We start from the raw sequence: 18,174 nt of genomic DNA on the forward strand, positions 1-18,174 counted from the left end.
GATACGGACGGAGTATGAATACAGAATTTGTTCAAGTGAGTGATGTTGACTATTAAGGAGGATGGAAATGAAGGGAATTATATTGGCGGGCGGAAGCGGTACCCGACTATATCCATTAACCAGTGCTATTTCTAAACAAATGCTGCCGGTTTACGATAAACCGATGATTTATTATCCTTTATCCATATTGATGCTGGCAGGTATAAAGGAAATCTTAATCATTTCAACTCCAGAAGATACATCACGTTACGCACAACTGTTAGGAGATGGTTCCAATATTGGCATAAGCCTTTCCTATGCTGTACAAGAAAACCCGGAAGGGCTAGCACAGGCTTTTATTATCGGTGAAAGCTTCATTGGCGAAGATACTGTTGCGCTCATTTTAGGGGACAATCTATTTTATGGACAGGGATTATCCAAAATGGTACAAAAAGCGGCATCGAAGGAATATGGAGCTACTGTATTTGGCTATCATGTACATGACCCAGAACGCTTTGGTGTAGTAGAGTTTGATAATAAGATGAAGGCTATATCCATAGAAGAAAAACCGAAGAACCCGAAGAGCAATTATGCTGTGACAGGTGTCTACTTTTATGATAATAGAGTGGTAGAATATGCGAAAAGAATTGAGCCATCTGCCAGAGGAGAATTGGAAATTACAGATTTAAACAGTATCTACCTTGAAAATGGCGAGTTGACCGTAGAAATCATGGGACGCGGTTTTGCCTGGTTGGATACAGGTACGCATGAGAGCCTGCTCGAAGCTTCCACATTCATAGAAACAGTGGAAAAAAGACAGCGGCTTAAGATTGCCTGCCTAGAGGAAATCGCCTATCGGATGGGCTATATTGATGCTGAGCAGGTCAGACAATTGGCTGAACCACTTTCGAAAAATGAGTATGGACAGTATTTAATGAGGATGATCGAGCAAGATCAAATGGCGCCTAAAGAAGAGGTGGAATTATGAATGTTATTGAAAGCCGGTTGAAGGGTGTTAAATTAATCGAACCTGCCGTTTATGGTGACCATCGTGGTTTCTTTACGGAAAGCTATAATGAAAAGCTATTTCATGAACATGGCATTCTTGATCGGTTTGTTCAGGATAATCATTCCCTTTCAAAGGAAGCCGGCGTATTGAGAGGGATGCATTACCAATTGGAACCTAAGGGCCAAACCAAATTAGTACGTGTGGTAACAGGAGCAATCTATGATGTAGTGGTAGACATACGAAAAGGATCGCCAACTTTCGGGCAATGGGAAGGATTTATCCTCAGTGAATTTAATAAGCGCCAATTACTCGTTCCAAAGGGGTTTGCACATGGATTTTGTACCATTACGGAAAATGTAAATGTACTTTATAAGGTGGATGAATTATATTCACCTGAACATGACCGGGGAATTGCCTGGAATGATGAGGAGCTAGCTATTAAATGGCCAGTTTCGGTTCCGATTTTATCTGATAAGGACCAAAAACATTCGATGCTTCATGGAGCTGATTATAATTTTGTTTGGGAGGATGCCTGATGAACATTTTGGTTACAGGAGGAGCGGGCTTTATTGGAAGTAATTTTGTCCGTCATCTATTAACTACCTATCCTGATTATCGAGTTATTAATTTGGATTTACTAACTTATGCGGGTAATATACATAACTTGGATGATGTGATGGAGAATCAAAATCACTATTTTGTCCAAGGGAATATCACGGACCGTGAGCTAATCAAGAGCTTAATCGAACAATATGATATCCAGGCAATTGTTAATTTTGCGGCTGAGTCACATGTGGATCGCAGTATTTTGAATCCAGGAATATTCATTGAAACGAATATTCAGGGAACATTGGCTTTATTGGATGCAGCGAAGGAATGTCATATACAAAGGTTTTTACAGGTATCGACGGATGAGGTCTATGGATCGCTGGGGGAAACAGGTTATTTTACAGAAGAGACACCGTTAGCACCGAACAGCCCATATTCAGCAAGTAAAGCAGGAGCAGATATGCTCGTCCGTGCTTATCATGAGACCTATGGCTTGTCGGTTACTATCACACGCTGCTCAAATAATTATGGGCCTTATCATTTTCCTGAAAAATTAATTCCATTGATGATAACGAATGGAATAGATGGGGACATGTTACCGATTTACGGAAATGGAGAGAATATCCGCGATTGGCTGCATGTTACCGATCATTGTGCCGCGATAGATTTAGTGCTCCATAAGGGAAAAAGTGGAGAAGTGTATAATGTTGGCGGTCATAATGAGCGGACCAACAATGAAATCGTTCAAAAAATTGTAGAGCATCTCGGTCTCTCAAGTGATAGGATTCACTATGTAGAGGATCGGCTCGGGCATGATCTCCGTTATGCGATTGATCCCACAAAGCTAGAAACTGAGCTGGGCTGGAAGCCAAAGTTTACCTTTGATACGGGGATTGTGGAAACAATTGATTGGTATGTAAATCATGAGGAATGGTGGCGTCCATTAAAGGAACGCGCCAAACTGGGTAAATAAGATGAAGATACTAGTAACGGGAGCGAATGGCCAACTCGGGACTGAAGTTGTTACCCTGCTAAAGGAGGATGGGATACACACGGTATTCCCCTTTATTAAGGAAGAGTTGGATATATCTAATGAACAGGAAGTTTCCGAGACCATATCTTCCATTCACCCGGACTGGGTTTTGCATTGTGCAGCTTATACGGATGTTGAAGCTGCGGAGGAAGAAGGCAGGGAAGCGAATTGGAGAATTAATAGAGATGGATCTGCTTATATTAGTAAAGCGGCAGCGGAGACTGGGGCTCGAGTTATTTATATAAGTACAGATTATATATTCGATGGAACAAAAGAGGCGGCCTATTTACCGTCAGATCAAACAAATCCTATTAATCAATATGGTGCGGCTAAACTTGCAGGTGAAGAGGAAATTTTAAAATACAGTCCTTCTGCCTATATCATTCGTACTTCTTGGATATTTGGAGAACATGGCCGTAATTTTGTTTATACCATGTTGGATTTAGCTAAGAAAATGGATACGATTAAGGTGGTCAAAGACCAATATGGAAGGCCGACCTATGCGCATGATTTAGCGGCATTCATGGTTTATATTGTGAATCATGAAGTCGGGGCAGGTGTCTATCATTTTTCGAATGATGGAGTGGCGACATGGTTTGAGTTTGCTAAAGAAATATTAAAAGGTAAACGGGTAGAGGTTTTGCCTGGGACATCTGCTGAATTGCCGCAAAAGGCTGCAAGGCCAAAGCATTCTGTCCTGTCCTTGGATAAAGTAAAGGATACAGGTTTTATCATACCAACCTGGAAGCATGCACTAGAGCGCTTTATGAAGCAAAGAGTCCATTGACCGATCTGATCATGACAAACTAAAAAGCTGCGATTATCCTAAAAAACGGATAGTACGCAGCTTTTTTAGTTCTGGTGATTTATTTACTCAAGCTTTATCTATTGGTGACCAAGCATTCAGACATAAACCATCTTTCTGGGCGTTTATGTCTATTTTTAAATCAGCTATAAAATGAGAGTGTTGATAACACGGGCAGGCCAGATAATCGTTATACTTAGAGTAACGGCTAAGATGCGTTATCTTAGACAGCTAATTTAAGATCCTATAAATTAATAGTTATAGTACCAATCGTTATAGGCGTACTCGTATTTATTCCCCAGTTCATCCTTAAAGGATAGTACATACATTAAATCGATGTAACTATTATCAACAAAGAGATTGTCAGGTATAAGATAATTCAAGGTGTTTTGCCCTGTTTTGAATGTATATGTTTGCTGATCATAATAGCTACTAAGATTGCCGGAGTTATAATGATTATAATCATAGACAGTTAATTGCATCTCTGTATCTTTTGATAAGTTTGTTACTATATCGATGCCCGTATTATGTGTATCTACGGAATGACTTTGAATCCACTCTGGATATTCCTCATAATAATTGCTTAAGATAGAGCCGGTTACTTTTGTTTCTCTGCCCATCTCTGTTTTGGCTTTAATAACGTAATTGAGAGGTTCGTAATACCAATAATCGTTGCCATCGTCACTTACTCCATCCCACGTGAAATTCTGAATTCCCGCCTCTTGTTTTACATTTTTACTGATAGTCTTAACTAGAGAATCATCTCCGTCATAAATTTCAACCGTGACGGTAGCAGGATCAGAGAGTTTATAGAAGACCTCAATATCTGTTTCATAATACTCTTTAGATTTATTTTGTACGTGCTTCGGATACTCAACTTTAATAACTTGGCGATCCACATTAAGATTTGCACTGTAAGTTGCGTTATTTTTATACTTGTCTGATGCGTTGATTCTGTAGGTATAAACTCCATCTCCAATATACTCACCATTAGAATTGGTTCCATTCCAAGAGAAATCATAGCTGCCAGCCTTCTGGTCCTCATCTTTTAGGATTGTTTTTACAAGTGTCGAGCCTTTATAAACATTGATAGACACACTGGAAGCTTTAATGAGTGTATATGGAATAGCAACGTCCGTATTACCGGTGATATTCTTTGTTCCTTTGCCACTTACAAAATTAGCACGATGATCTTCGAGGTTGAAAGTTTTACTCTTAATCGTTTTTTTATTACCGATGAGATCTTTTAACTCATACTGAAAAACATAAATTCCTTCTGTAACAAATTTATTCTTACTGTCTGTTCCATTCCAACTATGTTGTATGGATGAAGGATCATACAATTTGTTAGTAACCAGTGTTTTTACTTTCGAACCCTTGCTATTCAAAACAGAAACAGTCATATATAGTTTTTCTTTGGATTTAAAGGTTGCATTCTGTTTATTCTTCTCTGTTGCTTTAAATGGGGTAGCTATATTATTTAGAGAGCCATTTATAGTCGTATCCACAGTGATACTTGATTTAACTGTTTTTCCTTTGACCTTCGTTAGAGAGATGGTTTCGAATGACAGTTTATAACTGCCATCCTTCACTAGCTTGTTACTGGAGTTTTTCCCGTTCCAAGTAATTGATTGTTTGCCACCTTTGATGGTCTTGCTCTTCATAATTGTTCCAACTGTTTTCCCCGTACTATCCAAAACTTTAACAGTTACTTTTGAATCTTTGTTAAGTACATAAGGAACTTTTATTGATGTAGTGACCTTGTGTGAAAAATTGGCAGCTTTACTGGTGACTGTTGGGGCTACATTATCCTTAACTGTCACAGTTTTGGTTTTATAAATGTTTTTGCTGCCTCTAGTCATTCTTGCAACAAGCGTATATTTTCCTGATTTGGCGTAGCTATATGATCCTGTCTTTCCGTCCCATGATGTGGAAATTTTCCCCCAACTCCACGGTTTATTGGAGACTAAACTTCTAACCAATTTTCCTTTGGAATCCTTTACATAGATTGATAGTTTTGACGAGCCATATGCGCTTACAGAGATGTTATGTTTATTTTTCCCTGTAGCAGTGAATTTTGTACTCGCGGTTATCGTTGATAACTGCCCAGGTGTATTTGACATTGCTTTGCTCGCATCAATTCGACCATATCCATATAAAGAATCCCAGCCTTTTTTCCCGAGGTCTTTGACAGATTTATTCATAATAATTTCTATTTGGTCTGGTGATAACCAAGGATTTTTAGAAAGCATTAGAGCAGCTACTCCACTTACTAAAGGAGCCGCCATTGATGTTCCATCCATATATTCATAAGAACTGCCGTTGACGGTAGAATAGATATCTTCACCAGGAGCTGAATAATTTATGTAGTTTCCAAAATTAGAAAAGTATGAATCGCTGTCTTTCTTATTAGTGGAACTAACTGCCAACACATGATTTAAAGCAGCTGGATAAGAAGTGTAGGAGGTGCTGTCATTACCTGCAGCTGCAATAATAATAGCGCCCTTCGAATGCGCATATGCCACTGCACTGTCTACATATGAACTGTAAGAATAACTTCCAAAGCTTAAATTCAATACTCTTGCACCATTATTGACTGCATATATAATTCCATCACCAATACTATAAGCGTCTGCATATTGCCCATTGAAAACTTGAACAGGCATGATTTTAACCTTTGGAGCTACACCTGATATACCGATTGTGTTCTGAGTAGCTGCAATGATACCAGCTACATGGGTACCATGAGCTGCCGATGTTATCGTCGAGTTGTTGCGTACAATATTTTTTTGCTTAGTAATTTTCCCTTTTAAATCTGGATGATTTGTCTGCATTCCATTATCGATAACAGCAACTATGATCGAAGAGGATCCTTTTGATTTATCCCATGCTTTTGGCATATTGATTTTTGGTAAATGCCATTGTTTTTTATAATGTTTATCTTTTGGGGTATAAGCCGTTTTGTATAATATATTTGGTTCAACCAATTGAACGGATTTGTGCTTAGAGAGCCTTTTGGCAATAGAAGATAGGTCAGTATTTTTTACTACAGAGACTAAAGAATAATTTCCTGTTTCAGAAAAGGATAGCTCACTACCTTTAATGCTGTTGATGATTTGCTTTCGCTGACCCTTAGAAAGGACAGATTTAAACTTAACAATCAACTCTTGCTCTGTGTATTCTTTCTCATCCGCAGTACTGAATAATTTTATACCGCCTTTTTGAGCATTGTTCTGTTTTTGTAATGTTTCCGCAGCGTTTACATTGGCAGTGGAAACCATGAAACAAAACAAAAATACAATAAAGGCACTAATTCCTTTAATTAATGAATTCCTCATTCAATATCCCCCTAGTTTAAATGCATTAATTACAATAATCCCCTATTTATTATATCGGATAAATATGGTAATATTTAACTATTTTAATAGTTATACTTTGGATCTTTTTAATAGACTTTAATATGGATTCTTTTCTATAAAAATTGTTTTTAGTGGCTAATTGTCGAGTTAATAAAAAGTGTGGGTTGTATTTTGGCTTAGTTATTTTGCATTAGGTTGCTATGGTTAAAGTTAGCGGGGAAGTTGGCCTAAATTTTAATAGAATTGAAAATTATTTCATGGCGTATACAGGAGTGGATATTTTTTTCACGTGTGCCTCTGCCGATAAGGAGGTTGCCAAATAGACAGACAACGAGTACCGTGAGGCTGAATAGAACCTGGTATACTCTTTTCATAAATAACCCCTTCTTTGTCCAATATCGTATTGATTCATTTTACCTAATTGCAACTATAATTCTTGTTGTATTTTGTCGATAAAACTAAACTTTTTTCCTAAGATTTTAGACAAAGAAGGGGGAATTGAGTTCTTTTAGAATTAGAGGTCATGCTCGAGGTATAGCATTTCGCCTTCTTCTATGGATGCCTGTCCATTTGATAAATCCGTCATCCAGTCTATGAAGGCTTCCTTTGCGTCTTCCTCTGCGTAGGATTCAATCATGACTCGGTCCAGATAATGAATTTCTTTAATGGAATAGTGCGAATTTCGAAGTTCATTTTCAATTTTCCCGAGAAGTGTATAATCGAACGTGGATTTCATGATGCGCATTAATCTTCTTTCCACCACACCGGTTGCGTTAATTCCTTCAGAAGCTGCTCCGCCGTATGCGCGGATTAATCCGCCAGCCCCAAGTTTAATTCCTCCGAAATAGCGTGTCACAACCACCGCAGTGTCCTTCAAGCCCTTTTTCTTAATGACTTCGAGAATAGGGACACCGGCTGTGCCGCTAGGTTCACCATCATCATTGGCTTTTTGGATGAGGTCATTTTCACCGATCATATAGGCTGAACAATTATGGGTCGCATCCCAGTGCTTTTTCTTGATTGATTGAATAAATTGTATGGCTTCTTCCTCTGATTCCACGCGATTCACATAGGCAATAAAGCGTGACTTTTGGATGATTTGTTCAGATTCGCCATATCCCTTTACTGTTTTATATGAATTCAGCATTTAAACTGCCGCCTTTCTCTTTATATCCCTTCTAGTATACTTTATTATTCGGTTCGTACGACATCTTTATTACAGAAGAGTAATATGCTGTGATGGAGATGTGAAATAGTAAAAAGTAAAAAAATACTGGTAATCGTGCTATAATTTAACTATTATGTAGTATTTCACTGGTATATTAACTTATTTACCCAATAATTTCTAAAAACACCCACAAAGGAAATTCGTGAAGACCGAACTATTTTATATGAATTGGTACAGAAGAAGCGGAGGATTCTTTTGCGTCAAACAGGAGGTAAGATTATGCGGGTACCTAAGCTGGATGGAAAGGCACTCGATAACATCCTTAATCATATGATCAGTACCGTGGACAATAGTAAGGGAGAAATATATGAAATAGGGGAACACTGTCAGCATGAATTTGCTCAACTTTCTTCTGAATTAGAATCTGTTAAAACAATGGTACTGAAGGTCATTGCTGATGGGGATGAGCTTGATCAAAAGGCGCGTGAATCCCGTAAATGCTTATCAGATGTTTCCTCCCGTTTCAAGGAATTTACGGAGGTACAAGTGAGGGCAGCCTATGAACAGGCACATACGTATCAGGTTGACCTGACCATGAACAGAGAGCTGGAAAAACAGCTCCGTAAACGTCGAGATGACCTTGAAAGAAGGCTCATTAATCTAAAGGAAACTATTGATAGAGCTGAGAATCTCGTTTCGCAAATCACGGTTGTTCTGCATTATTTAACAAGTGACCTGCAGGACGTGTCTGAGGTTCTCGATATGTATAAACAGAAACAGGACTTTGGCTTTAAAATCATTGAGGCCCAGGAAGCCGAGCGCAAAAAGCTTTCTCGTGAAATTCATGACGGTCCTGCACAAATGCTTGCCAATGTGATGGTCCGTTCAGATTTAACGGAGCGGATATTCAGGGAACGCGGTCCTGAGGAAGCGTTGCTGGAAATAAAATCTCTGAAGCAGATGGTTCGGAGTGCGCTGGCTGAGGTTAGGCGAATTATCTATGACCTGCGGCCTATGGCCTTGGATGATCTTGGGCTTATCCCGACTCTGCGTAAGTATTTGCAAACCATTGGTGAATACAATTCAGAGATTGATTTTAAATTTCAGATTTATGGACAGGAAAAAAGACTTGAGCCGAATTATGAAGTTGCGTTATTCAGGCTTGCCCAGGAAGCAGTCCAAAATGCAATCAAACATGCGAATGCCAGCCTGATTCAGGTTAAACTGGAACTTTTGAATGATAAAGGGACATTGACTGTACGGGATAATGGCCGTGGATTTGAGCCGCATAAACAAAAGGAAGGTTCCTTTGGAATCATGGGAATGAATGAGCGTGTTGAGACACTTGAAGGAGAAATGACCATTCAATCAAGTGTGGGTGGAGGTACGCTTGTCTATATTCAGATTCCATTAAAGGCATCAATAATTGTGTAATTTTTTTATAAAATAGTTTTTTAGTTATATTTATTGTAAATGTTTGGAGTTTACTAGTAGTCAAGAATATAATTAGGATAATGACTACTTACTGTAAAAAGATGGGGGATGAGAGATAATGACAACTACAATTGCAATCATAGATGATCATCAATTATTTCGCGAAGGGGTTAAACGGATTCTCGATTTCGAATCTTCTTTCTCGGTAATCGCTGAGGGGGACGATGGCAGCGAGGCGATTTCAATTGTTGATACATATCATCCGGATGTTATCATCATGGATATCAATATGCCAAACGTCAACGGGGTTGAGGCAACAGGCCAGTTGATTGAGAAATTTCCGGATTCCAGAGTAATTATGCTTTCAATTCATGACGATGAAAATTACGTAACCCATGCTTTAAAAACAGGTGCCCGCGGCTATTTATTAAAGGAAATGGATGCGGATGCCTTGATTGACGCTGTTAAAGTCGTTGCAGATGGTGGTTCCTACCTGCATCCGAAGGTTACTCATAATCTAGTACGTGATTACAGAAGATTGGCAACGGATGAAGCAGCAAATGGCGATAATGTCATGAATGTCGAGATTCGCCGTCCATTGCATTTGCTGACAAGACGTGAGTGCGAGGTCCTTCAATTATTGGCTGATGGCAAAAGTAATAGAGGAATCGGTGAGACTTTATTTATCAGCGAGAAGACCGTTAAAAATCATGTAAGTAATATCCTTCAAAAGATGAATGTAAATGATCGTACTCAGGCGGTTGTATATGCGATTAAAAACGGCTGGGTTGAAGTTAGATTATAATAGATGATAGATTTAAGCGCCGACCAATTGGTTGGTGCTTTTTTAATCGGGATGGATTCTGTCAAACTGTCAGTTTATATATAATTTTTTCAATAGTGTATATACATTTTTCATATTTTGTTAAAGTTTTTAATAAAGATTAGGGTAGGAGAGGAGATATTGTGAATCAACCGTATACAATTAGAGATGCTAAAGAGAAGGATTTAGCACGCATCGTTGAAATTTATAATTCTACTATTCAGAGCAGAATGGTGACAGCTGACACGGAAATGGTGGATGTAGGAAGTCGCTTGGAGTGGTTTTTGAATCATACCTCTGAGAAAAGGCCTTTATGGGTTATGGAAAATGATGGTATGATTATAGGGTGGCTCAGTTTTCAGGATTTCTATGGACGACCTGCTTATCAAGCTACTGCTGAAATCAGTATCTATATTGACCCGGCTTATCGAAAAAAAGGAATAGGAGCAAAATTTTTAGACTATGCAATTAAGAATGCTCCCATCCTCAGGATTCATACATTGCTGGGATTTATTTTTGCCCATAATGAGCCAAGCATACGTCTATTTAAGCAATTTGGATTTGAAGAATGGGCTCATTTGCCTAGTGTAGCAGAATTAGATGGAGTGCAAAGAGATTTGCTGATTTTGGGTAAAAAAATATAGATTGAAAAGTTTAAAAATTACCATTTTAACCAATGTAATGCAAACAGACTGATTATGATTTAAAATGGAGAAGATAATAAGGAAAATCTCAATAATAAGGATGGTTTTCAATAATGAGAACTGCAATAGTTACAGATAGTACAGCTTATATACCAAAAGACCTGCGAACGCAATATGATATACATATGATTCCGCTAAGTGTAGTGTTTGGAGATGAAGTGTATCAGGAGGAGAATGAAATAACTGCTTCTGACTTTTATGAAATGGTCGAGCGTTTGGATATGCTTCCAACGACCTCACAGCCAGCAACCGGAAAATTCGTTGAAAAATATGAAGAGCTTGCGAAGCACTATGATGCTGTGATCAGTATCCATTTATCGAGTGGAATTAGCGGTACCTATCAAGGTGCTATTACAGCTGGAGAAATGGTAGATGACATTAAGGTTTATGCTTTTGACTCCGAGATCACTTGCATGATTCAGGGATTATTTGTACTCGAAGCAGCCAAAATGGCGAAGGAAGGCAAACATCCTGATGAAATCATCGCACGCTTGCATGAACTCCGCGAATCATCTAATGCTTACTTCATGGTAGACGATCTATCCAACCTGCAAAGGGGCGGCCGCTTAAATGGCGCTGCAGCTCTAATTGGCAGCTTGCTTCAAGTGAAGCCAATCCTGCATTTTGAAAACAAAGTGATTGTCCCTTTTGAAAAAATCCGTACGAAGAAAAAGGCATTAAAACGTATAGTCGAGCTTTTTGAGCAGGAATATAAAAAAGGTGAGCCTCTTCAGGCTGTTTTAATCCATGGCAATATTGAAGAGGAAGCGACTGAAATGTTAAATGAGCTAAAAGAGAAATTCCCTGAAGCGGAATTTAGACTAAGCTATTTTGGCGCAGTTATTAGTACTCACTTAGGCCAGGGAGCAACGGGACTTGGCTGGACAAAACGATATAATTAACTAGTAATATGGGGCTTGGCTGTTTGGCCGCCCCTTTTTATTTAAAAGGAGGTTTTCAATTTGAACGTGAAAGCATCCAGACACTCAACAGGATCCTCACCTATATCTCTGCAACAGCTCCTCATTGGTAAAGAACTCCTCATAACTGAAATTCCAAATGAATTAAAGGAACAATTGGATTTAAATGAACAAATTTATTCTGTGAGAGGGATTGAGAATGGTATATGCAGACGCTGCGGCAATACGGATTCCCGTTTGTTTGCAACATTCCCCCACAGTGCGTGTGGTGAAAACTGTCTGTATTGCCGCCATTGTATTATGATGGGCCGAATCAGCTCCTGCTCTACTCTTTTTGGATGGAAGGGGGAAATGCCTCGCTGGAGTCCTGAGTTAGCCCGGCTTCGTTGGGATGGTTCACTTTCCTTCTCCCAAAAGGAGGCTTCAGAAAAAATCATGGAAGCTGTCCGAAATCAAATGGATTTACTCATTTGGGCAGTATGCGGAGCCGGGAAGACAGAGATGATCTTTGCCGGTATAGAAGAAGCTCTTTTCTCAGGCAAAAGGGTTTGCCTGGCGACTCCTCGTACAGATGTTATCCTTGAGCTTGCTCCAAGGCTGCGCAGGGTATTTCCAGATATTCCAATCGTAGCCCTATATGGTGACAGTCAAGAAAAACAGCTTTTTGCTCCATTTGTCTTATCGACCACTCACCAGCTAATGCGTTATGCCGATGCCTTCGAAGTGATGATTATTGATGAAGTAGATGCGTTCCCTTATTCCTTTGATCCTCATCTCCAATATGCGGTTCAAAAGGCGTGTAAGAAAGATGCTGCTGTTATTTATTTGACGGCAACGCCTTCAAAACAGTGGCAGCTCGAATTTCAACAGGGTATAAGAAATGGAATTCTCCTCCCTGCCCGTTTTCACAGACACCCTATTCCTGTCCCCACTATGAAATGGGTTGGAAACTGGCAATCATCCATTCAGAAAAATAAACTCCCCAATCCTCTCTTGTATTGGCTCAAAACTGCTATCGAATGTAAGAACCCCTTTCTTATTTTTTTCCCGAATATCGCATTAATGGAAAAAGCCCTTCCTCTCTTTCAAGGCTATGCTCCTGAAATTCTTTCTGTCCATGCAGAGGATTCGGAACGTAAAGATAAAATAATGAAGCTGCGCAGAGGTGAGATTCAGGGCTTACTGACAACCACGATATTGGAAAGAGGCGTTACGATTCCTAAATTGAATGTAGCGGTGATTGGGGCTGAGGATGAAATCTTTACCGAGTCAGCACTCGTCCAAATTGCAGGACGGATTGGAAGAAGTAAGGACCATCCTCGCGGTGATTGTGTATATTTTCATTATGGAAAAACTAATGCCATGCTTGATGCGATTCAGCAAATCAACCAAATGAATAGAGAAGCTGTCAAAAGGGGGCTGCTGGATTGAAGATTTTCCAATCATCACTTTGTCTATATTGTCACAGCCCTATTCGTGAGAGTGCAGGCTGGGCGAATATCTTCTTTTTAGAGGAGGCTGATTTGCTCTGTCTGGCCTGTCGCTCCAGGCTTATTTCGATTCAGGGGAATACGTGTGTGATTTGCTGTAAACCGCTTCAGACGGGAGACAAATGTCCGGATTGTGAAGAATGGCTGGTGGATCCCATGTTTGGTCAAGCACTTGATTATAATGTCTCCTTATATACCTATAATCCGTTTATGAAGGATGTGATTGCCCGATTTAAATATCGGGGTGATTATGAATTGGCACGTATATTTGCTGCCGAACTGCGTAAAAAAGCGCCGAAGGCTCATTTTGTCATTCCGATTCCGCTGAGTGACGAGCGCCTGAACGAGCGTGGGTTTAATCAGGCTGAAGCAATCGGTATGATGGCTGGAATGGTCTTGGAAAATGGGTTAGTTCGTGTACATGGTGAAAAACAGTCTAAGAAGAGTCGGTATGATCGTATCCACACTGAACAGGTCTTTCGTATCCATCCTAAAGCCTCAGATTTTCAGGACAAAACGATTCTTATACTGGATGATATTTATACGACAGGCACCACCTTGAGGCATGCTGGTGCGCTTTTAAAGGAGGCGGGGGCAAAAAGGATCATTTCTTTGACGATTGCACGATAATCTTTATCTTTGAAGAGAATATCCGATAAGTAATCTAAGAGCATTTCCTGAGGAGGTAAAGAATATGAATGAATTGACCAACTGTCCGACTTGCCAGGCTCTATTCGTGAAAAATCAATTCAGAGATGTATGTGAGAGCTGCTATAAAAAAGAAGAGGCCATTTATAATGATGTATACCATTATATCCGTAAGCGAGAGAACCGCACGGCAACGATTGTTCAGGTGGTGAAGGCAACTAGTGTAGATGAATCTTTATTAATGAGATTTATCAGGAGTGGAAAGCTGCGTATTACATCCAACCCTAATTTGGGCTATGCCTGTGAGCATTGCGGTTCCCTCATTCGCGAGGGCCGCTTTTGTGCAGACTGCAGGGATGATCTTCAGGCAGACCTTGTGAGGCATGAACGGGATGAGGTACTCTATAAAGAGATAGAGGAACGTGAGCGCCAAATGACCTATTACCGAAAAACGCACTAAAAATAAGCATTTAGACCTGTTAAGTCCTTTTTGAATATTGCTTTTTTGTATGTCATAATTTTCATCACAGACAGTAAACAAATTACCCTTGATGTCGATACTAACAGTAGATAAGCAAGAAGGTCTTCTTGATGATCTGCCTGAGACATAATATGACTCAGATTAAAAGATCAACATAGACCTTGGAAGCTAGTGTGACGGAAGGGAAAGTGAGGAACGCGAAATGAAAATTAATCATCTTAATCAATATGGCGTAAATCCGTACCAAAAGGCAGTTAATAAAGCCGATACCTCCATGAAGCCTTCTCAGCTTGCCGATAAAGTGGAAATTTCCAGTAAAGCGAAAGAATTGCAACAGCTATCGAGTGTAGAGGTTGAGCGTCAGGCTAAAATAGACGAAATTAAAAAGCAGATAGAGAACGGCACCTATCAAGTGAATGTCAATGAAACAGCAAAAGGCGTATTGGATTTTTACTCAAAAAACTAAACCTGAAGCCAGTATAAGGTTTGTACTGGCTTTCTTTTTTTATATGGGGTGAACTAATTAATGTCAGCTCAATCTATCATTCAAACCCTTCAGCAGCTGGTCGATCTGCACAGAGAATTGAACAAAATGGCTCAGGAAAAAACAGAGGCCATTAAAGCAGAAGAGTTAAAGTCGTTAAGCAGTCTGCTTGTTCAGGAGAGGAAGCTAGTCGTTGCGATTGAACGGCTTGAGAATGTGCGGCAGAGTGATGTACATGCCTTTCTTAGAGAAAAGGGCGTGCAGAATGGAACCGCACTCTTATCAGAATGTATTCAATATGCTTCGGAAAACGTGCGAACAGAACTTACCAGCCTGGGCGTTGAATTGCGAGAAGAGATTATCAGTTTAAAAGAGCGGAATGAATTAAATCAGCAGTTAATCTATCAATCTCTTCAATTTGTGAATCTGAATTTAAATCTTATGTTACCAGAGAATGAGAGCTATACATACGACAGGCCACAGGATCCAGAGGGTGCAAGAAAACCAAGTAAATCGCTATTTTATTCGAAGGCCTAAAAAGAAACAGGGGGAGCATTTATGACATCAACCTTTCATGGGTTAGAAACAGCCAGGCGCGGACTGACGACTCAGCAGGCAGCTTTATATGTAGTGGGCCAAAACGTTGCCAATGCCAATACACTCGGATATTCACGCCAACGGGTTAACATGGCAGCGGAAACGGCTTACCCAAACCCGGGTATGAACCGCGAACAAATTCCTGGTCAAATGGGTACCGGTGTTAAAGCGGGCTCCATTCAGCGGGTTCGTGAAAGCTTTTTGGATGTTCAATATAGAAGCGAAAGCACGAAGCTAGGATATTGGACGGGGAGAGCGGAAGGGTTAAGCAAAATAGAGGATGTCATGGACGAGCTTAAGGGAACAGGGCTTAGTGATTCCATTGATTCATTTTGGCAATCCATACAGGACTTGGCCACCAATTCTGTCAACTCAGGTGGTAAAGCTGTTGTACGTGAGCGAGGAATTGCACTGGCTGATACGTTTACCTACCTGAACAGCTCCCTAAATATGGTCCGCTCCGATTTGAAGAATGAATTGAATGTGACGGTTGAAAAGGCCAATAGCATGCTGGGAAGCATCGACCAGCTTAATAAACAAATTGCAGCGATTGAACCGCATGGCTATTTGCCGAATGATTTATACGATTCCCGTGATTTGTTGATTGATGAACTATCCTCCATGATGAATATAAAGGTCGATTATGTGAAAAACGGCGGTAATTCACAGGCGCAGGCAATGGGATCGGCTGTAATAAAGCTAAATAACGGCACGGCTGAACCGTTGACTTTGGTTGATTCTACTACAGTTAATCCTATTGCTTTAATGTTTAATGGGGAGGATGGTGCGGTGGATACCATTTCAATTGGTGGGAATGCAGTACCTACTGCTACCTTTATTTCTGAGGGCATGCTGCTGTCCCTTTTGCAAACATACGGATATACAAATACAGAAGGAAAACTGGCAGGGGATTTGCCGGATATGATTAAAGAACTTGATCATATGGCTTATACCTTTGCGACAGAGTTTAATAAGGTTCATAAGGATGGTCTAAGTGCGAAGGAGCTTGCAGCCTGGAAAACAGCTCTCGAGAGTGATCCAGCTGCGAAGATAGAAGATTTTAATGAAGATATTCTGTTTTTTACTGATGAGTATAATGCTGATCCTCAGAACGTCAAGGGCTTTGCCAGCCGCATTCGAATATCCGATGAAATAAAAGAAAGCTACGATTATATTGCTAATGCGTCCGTTGCTACTCCTAATGATGGTGATGCAAGCAATCTATTGAAGCTTGCGGATGTCTTTTATGAAAAGTTCAATTATAAGGATGCATTAGCTGACTCTTCTCCAGCTGCTGAAAAAGAAAGTTTAGGCGCTTACCTGCAAAGTGTTATCGGAACATTGGCGGTTAAAACGGAACAGGCTGACCGATTATCTGTGAACAGTGCGACTTTGCTGCAAAATGTCAGCGACCGACGTTCTTCCGTCAGTGCAGTTTCATTGGATGAAGAAATGACCAATATGGTTCAGTTTCAGCAGGCATATAATGCATCAGCACGAATGATTACGATGATAGATGAATGTCTCGATAAAATAATCAACGGCCTTGGCGTCGGTGGCAGGTAGGTGAATAGATATGAGAGTCACACAAAGTATGGTTGCAGCCAATTCTTTGCGGAATATCAATAAGAGCTATGGATCGATGGCGCAGTATCTTGAACAGCTATCAACAGGTAAAAAGATTACAAAGGCCTCCGATGATCCAGTGATTGCCCAAAAGGGGATGTATTATCGGACAAGCCTGAATGAAGTAGAGCAATATAAGCGCAATTTATCGGAAGTTTATCTTTGGATGGACAACTCAGAGGCTTCAATGGATCAGGGTAACAAAAGTTTTCAACGTATCCGTGAATTGATGATTCAGGCAAACAATGATACAAACGAAACCACCGACCGGGAAGCCATTGCAAAGGAAATCGCTCAGCTGAAAGAGGACTTAGTATCCGTAGCGAATACGCAGGTTGCCGGCCGTTATATTTTTAATGGAACGAGTGTGAATACAGCGCCTGTTACCTCCGATGCAAATGGAGTCGTGGTCAATTCAGAGAATGATCCTTATCTGGTGGAAGTATCAAGAGGAATTCAATTGAAGGCAAATGCAGATCCTTCTCAGCTATTCAGTCAGGAATTATTTAATACAATTGGAGAGATTGAGAGAGAGTTATCAAAGGATGATATGGATCTTGATTCTTTACTCCAGAAATTCGATGGTTTGGTCACTACCTTTTCAGCTGAACGCTCCGACCTTGGCGCCCGCTATAATCGCCTGGAGCTATTGGAATCCAGAATAGATAACCAGGAGGTATTGGCGAAAAAGGTACTGAGTGAAAATGAAGATGTAGACATGGAAAAGGTCTATACGGATTTTATTACGCAGGAAAGTGTGCACAGAGCTGCTTTACAAATGGGAGCGAGCATCATTCAGCCAAGCCTGGTTGATTTCTTACGATAAAAAAGGAGAGTTGACTCTGGTCGCCCATTGACCAATTGGGTCAACTCTTTTTGTATGTGAAGAGGAGGAGAGACTATACATGCCTATTGCCCAATTGCAAATGAACTCAACATCAGTGCAGCTCGGCTACCAAATCAAACCTATTAATCAATCGATTGAACAACAGATTGCAGATGTATCGATCGAACAGATATACAGCCTCAGAAGGTGAATATTCAGGTACAAACCCATCAGCCAAC

General features: G+C 40.2%; 18 protein-coding genes. 16 read left to right on the forward strand and 2 right to left on the reverse strand.

Going from position 1 to position 18,174, the window contains the following annotated elements; genetic code table 11:
* Positions 1–67: 67 nt before the first annotated feature.
* The 4 genes from rfbA to rfbD are packed head-to-tail and all read left to right on the forward strand — an operon-like array spanning position 68 to position 3,357.
* Complete coding sequence (gene rfbA, locus FHY45_RS13510) at positions 68–967, forward strand: glucose-1-phosphate thymidylyltransferase RfbA (RefSeq protein ID WP_139892160.1); 900 nt, start codon at positions 68–70, stop codon at positions 965–967.
* Positions 964–1,524, forward strand: coding sequence for a dTDP-4-dehydrorhamnose 3,5-epimerase (gene rfbC / locus FHY45_RS13515; RefSeq protein ID WP_139892161.1), 561 nt, complete (start codon positions 964–966; stop codon positions 1,522–1,524). The genes rfbA and rfbC overlap by 4 nt, the downstream gene beginning before the upstream one ends.
* A complete protein-coding gene (gene rfbB, locus FHY45_RS13520; protein ID WP_139892162.1) occupies positions 1,524–2,510 on the forward strand; it encodes a dTDP-glucose 4,6-dehydratase in 987 nt (328 codons plus the stop codon). The genes rfbC and rfbB overlap by 1 nt, the downstream gene beginning before the upstream one ends.
* Before the next feature lies 1 nt (position 2,511).
* On the forward strand, positions 2,512–3,357 hold the full coding sequence (gene rfbD, locus FHY45_RS13525) for a dTDP-4-dehydrorhamnose reductase (RefSeq protein ID WP_139892163.1): 846 nt from the start codon (positions 2,512–2,514) through the stop codon (positions 3,355–3,357).
* Between the two features lie 269 nt (positions 3,358–3,626).
* On the opposite strand, the gene FHY45_RS13530 is transcribed toward rfbD, so the two are convergent.
* A complete protein-coding gene (locus FHY45_RS13530; RefSeq protein ID WP_139892164.1) occupies positions 3,627–6,713 on the reverse strand; it encodes a S8 family serine peptidase in 3,087 nt (1,028 codons plus the stop codon).
* A 535-nt stretch (positions 6,714–7,248) separates the two neighbouring features.
* Complete coding sequence (locus tag FHY45_RS13535) at positions 7,249–7,881, reverse strand: YigZ family protein (protein ID WP_066106000.1); 633 nt, start codon at positions 7,879–7,881, stop codon at positions 7,249–7,251.
* Between the two features lie 300 nt (positions 7,882–8,181).
* Here FHY45_RS13535 and FHY45_RS13540 point away from each other — a divergent pair, with 300 nt between their 5' ends.
* The 12 genes from FHY45_RS13540 (at position 8,182) to FHY45_RS20980 (ending at position 18,146) form a co-directional block, all read left to right on the forward strand.
* Positions 8,182–9,336, forward strand: a complete 1,155-nt coding sequence (locus tag FHY45_RS13540; protein ID WP_066106003.1) for a sensor histidine kinase — start codon at positions 8,182–8,184, stop codon at positions 9,334–9,336.
* A 118-nt stretch (positions 9,337–9,454) separates the two neighbouring features.
* Positions 9,455–10,141 (forward strand): response regulator, encoded by a 687-nt coding sequence (locus tag FHY45_RS13545; protein ID WP_066106006.1) that lies wholly within the window; start codon positions 9,455–9,457, stop codon positions 10,139–10,141.
* 161 nt (positions 10,142–10,302) lie between these two features.
* Positions 10,303–10,803 carry a GNAT family N-acetyltransferase gene (locus FHY45_RS13550; protein WP_077248102.1) on the forward strand — a complete coding sequence of 167 codons (501 nt, stop codon included), beginning with the start codon at positions 10,303–10,305 and terminating at the stop codon, positions 10,801–10,803.
* A gap of 113 nt (positions 10,804–10,916) precedes the next feature.
* Entirely contained in the window at positions 10,917–11,765 is an 849-nt protein-coding gene (locus tag FHY45_RS13555; protein WP_139892165.1) for a DegV family protein, read from the forward strand.
* A 66-nt stretch (positions 11,766–11,831) separates the two neighbouring features.
* Complete coding sequence (locus tag FHY45_RS13560) at positions 11,832–13,214, forward strand: ATP-dependent helicase ComFA (protein WP_306821557.1); 1,383 nt, start codon at positions 11,832–11,834, stop codon at positions 13,212–13,214.
* Positions 13,211–13,903, forward strand: coding sequence for a ComFC family protein (locus FHY45_RS13565; RefSeq protein WP_066106012.1), 693 nt, complete (start codon positions 13,211–13,213; stop codon positions 13,901–13,903). Before FHY45_RS13560 ends, FHY45_RS13565 begins: the two co-directional genes overlap by 4 nt.
* A gap of 64 nt (positions 13,904–13,967) precedes the next feature.
* On the forward strand, positions 13,968–14,381 hold the full coding sequence (locus tag FHY45_RS13570; RefSeq protein ID WP_066106015.1) for a TIGR03826 family flagellar region protein: 414 nt from the start codon (positions 13,968–13,970) through the stop codon (positions 14,379–14,381).
* A 223-nt stretch (positions 14,382–14,604) separates the two neighbouring features.
* Positions 14,605–14,868 carry a flagellar biosynthesis anti-sigma factor FlgM gene (flgM, locus tag FHY45_RS13575; RefSeq protein ID WP_066106018.1) on the forward strand — a complete coding sequence of 88 codons (264 nt, stop codon included), beginning with the start codon at positions 14,605–14,607 and terminating at the stop codon, positions 14,866–14,868.
* A 60-nt stretch (positions 14,869–14,928) separates the two neighbouring features.
* Positions 14,929–15,423, forward strand: coding sequence for a flagellar protein FlgN (locus FHY45_RS13580; RefSeq protein ID WP_139892166.1), 495 nt, complete (start codon positions 14,929–14,931; stop codon positions 15,421–15,423).
* 21 nt (positions 15,424–15,444) lie between these two features.
* On the forward strand, positions 15,445–17,049 hold the full coding sequence (flgK, locus tag FHY45_RS13585) for a flagellar hook-associated protein FlgK (protein ID WP_139892167.1): 1,605 nt from the start codon (positions 15,445–15,447) through the stop codon (positions 17,047–17,049).
* Positions 17,050–17,059: 10 nt separating this feature from the next.
* Complete coding sequence (flgL, locus tag FHY45_RS13590) at positions 17,060–17,935, forward strand: flagellar hook-associated protein FlgL (RefSeq protein WP_139892168.1); 876 nt, start codon at positions 17,060–17,062, stop codon at positions 17,933–17,935.
* 79 nt (positions 17,936–18,014) lie between these two features.
* Positions 18,015–18,146, forward strand: coding sequence for a hypothetical protein (locus FHY45_RS20980; protein ID WP_257469099.1), 132 nt, complete (start codon positions 18,015–18,017; stop codon positions 18,144–18,146).
* Positions 18,147–18,174 lie beyond the last annotated feature (28 nt).

The sequence above is a fragment of the Bacillus sp. D386 genome (genome assembly GCF_006346415.1).

What these genes read in the sequence shown, in the direction of transcription:
- rfbB (WP_139892162.1), top strand. Translation starts at nt 1,524, where the DNA reads ATGAACATTTTGGTTACAGGAGGAGCGGGCTTTATTGGAAGTAATTTT.
- FHY45_RS20980 (WP_257469099.1), top strand. Translation starts at nt 18,015, where the DNA reads ATGCCTATTGCCCAATTGCAAATGAACTCAACATCAGTGCAGCTCGGC.
- rfbA (WP_139892160.1), top strand. Translation starts at nt 68, where the DNA reads ATGAAGGGAATTATATTGGCGGGCGGAAGCGGTACCCGACTATATCCA.
- FHY45_RS13545 (WP_066106006.1), top strand. Translation starts at nt 9,455, where the DNA reads ATGACAACTACAATTGCAATCATAGATGATCATCAATTATTTCGCGAA.
- flgL (WP_139892168.1), top strand. Translation starts at nt 17,060, where the DNA reads ATGAGAGTCACACAAAGTATGGTTGCAGCCAATTCTTTGCGGAATATC.
- FHY45_RS13555 (WP_139892165.1), top strand. Translation starts at nt 10,917, where the DNA reads ATGAGAACTGCAATAGTTACAGATAGTACAGCTTATATACCAAAAGAC.
- rfbD (WP_139892163.1), top strand. Translation starts at nt 2,512, where the DNA reads ATGAAGATACTAGTAACGGGAGCGAATGGCCAACTCGGGACTGAAGTT.
- FHY45_RS13570 (WP_066106015.1), top strand. Translation starts at nt 13,968, where the DNA reads ATGAATGAATTGACCAACTGTCCGACTTGCCAGGCTCTATTCGTGAAA.
- rfbC (WP_139892161.1), top strand. Translation starts at nt 964, where the DNA reads ATGAATGTTATTGAAAGCCGGTTGAAGGGTGTTAAATTAATCGAACCT.
- flgK (WP_139892167.1), top strand. Translation starts at nt 15,445, where the DNA reads ATGACATCAACCTTTCATGGGTTAGAAACAGCCAGGCGCGGACTGACG.
- FHY45_RS13580 (WP_139892166.1), top strand. Translation starts at nt 14,929, where the DNA reads ATGTCAGCTCAATCTATCATTCAAACCCTTCAGCAGCTGGTCGATCTG.
- FHY45_RS13535 (WP_066106000.1), bottom strand. Translation starts at nt 7,881, where the DNA reads ATGCTGAATTCATATAAAACAGTAAAGGGATATGGCGAATCTGAACAA.
- FHY45_RS13530 (WP_139892164.1), bottom strand. Translation starts at nt 6,713, where the DNA reads ATGAGGAATTCATTAATTAAAGGAATTAGTGCCTTTATTGTATTTTTG.
- flgM (WP_066106018.1), top strand. Translation starts at nt 14,605, where the DNA reads ATGAAAATTAATCATCTTAATCAATATGGCGTAAATCCGTACCAAAAG.
- FHY45_RS13540 (WP_066106003.1), top strand. Translation starts at nt 8,182, where the DNA reads ATGCGGGTACCTAAGCTGGATGGAAAGGCACTCGATAACATCCTTAAT.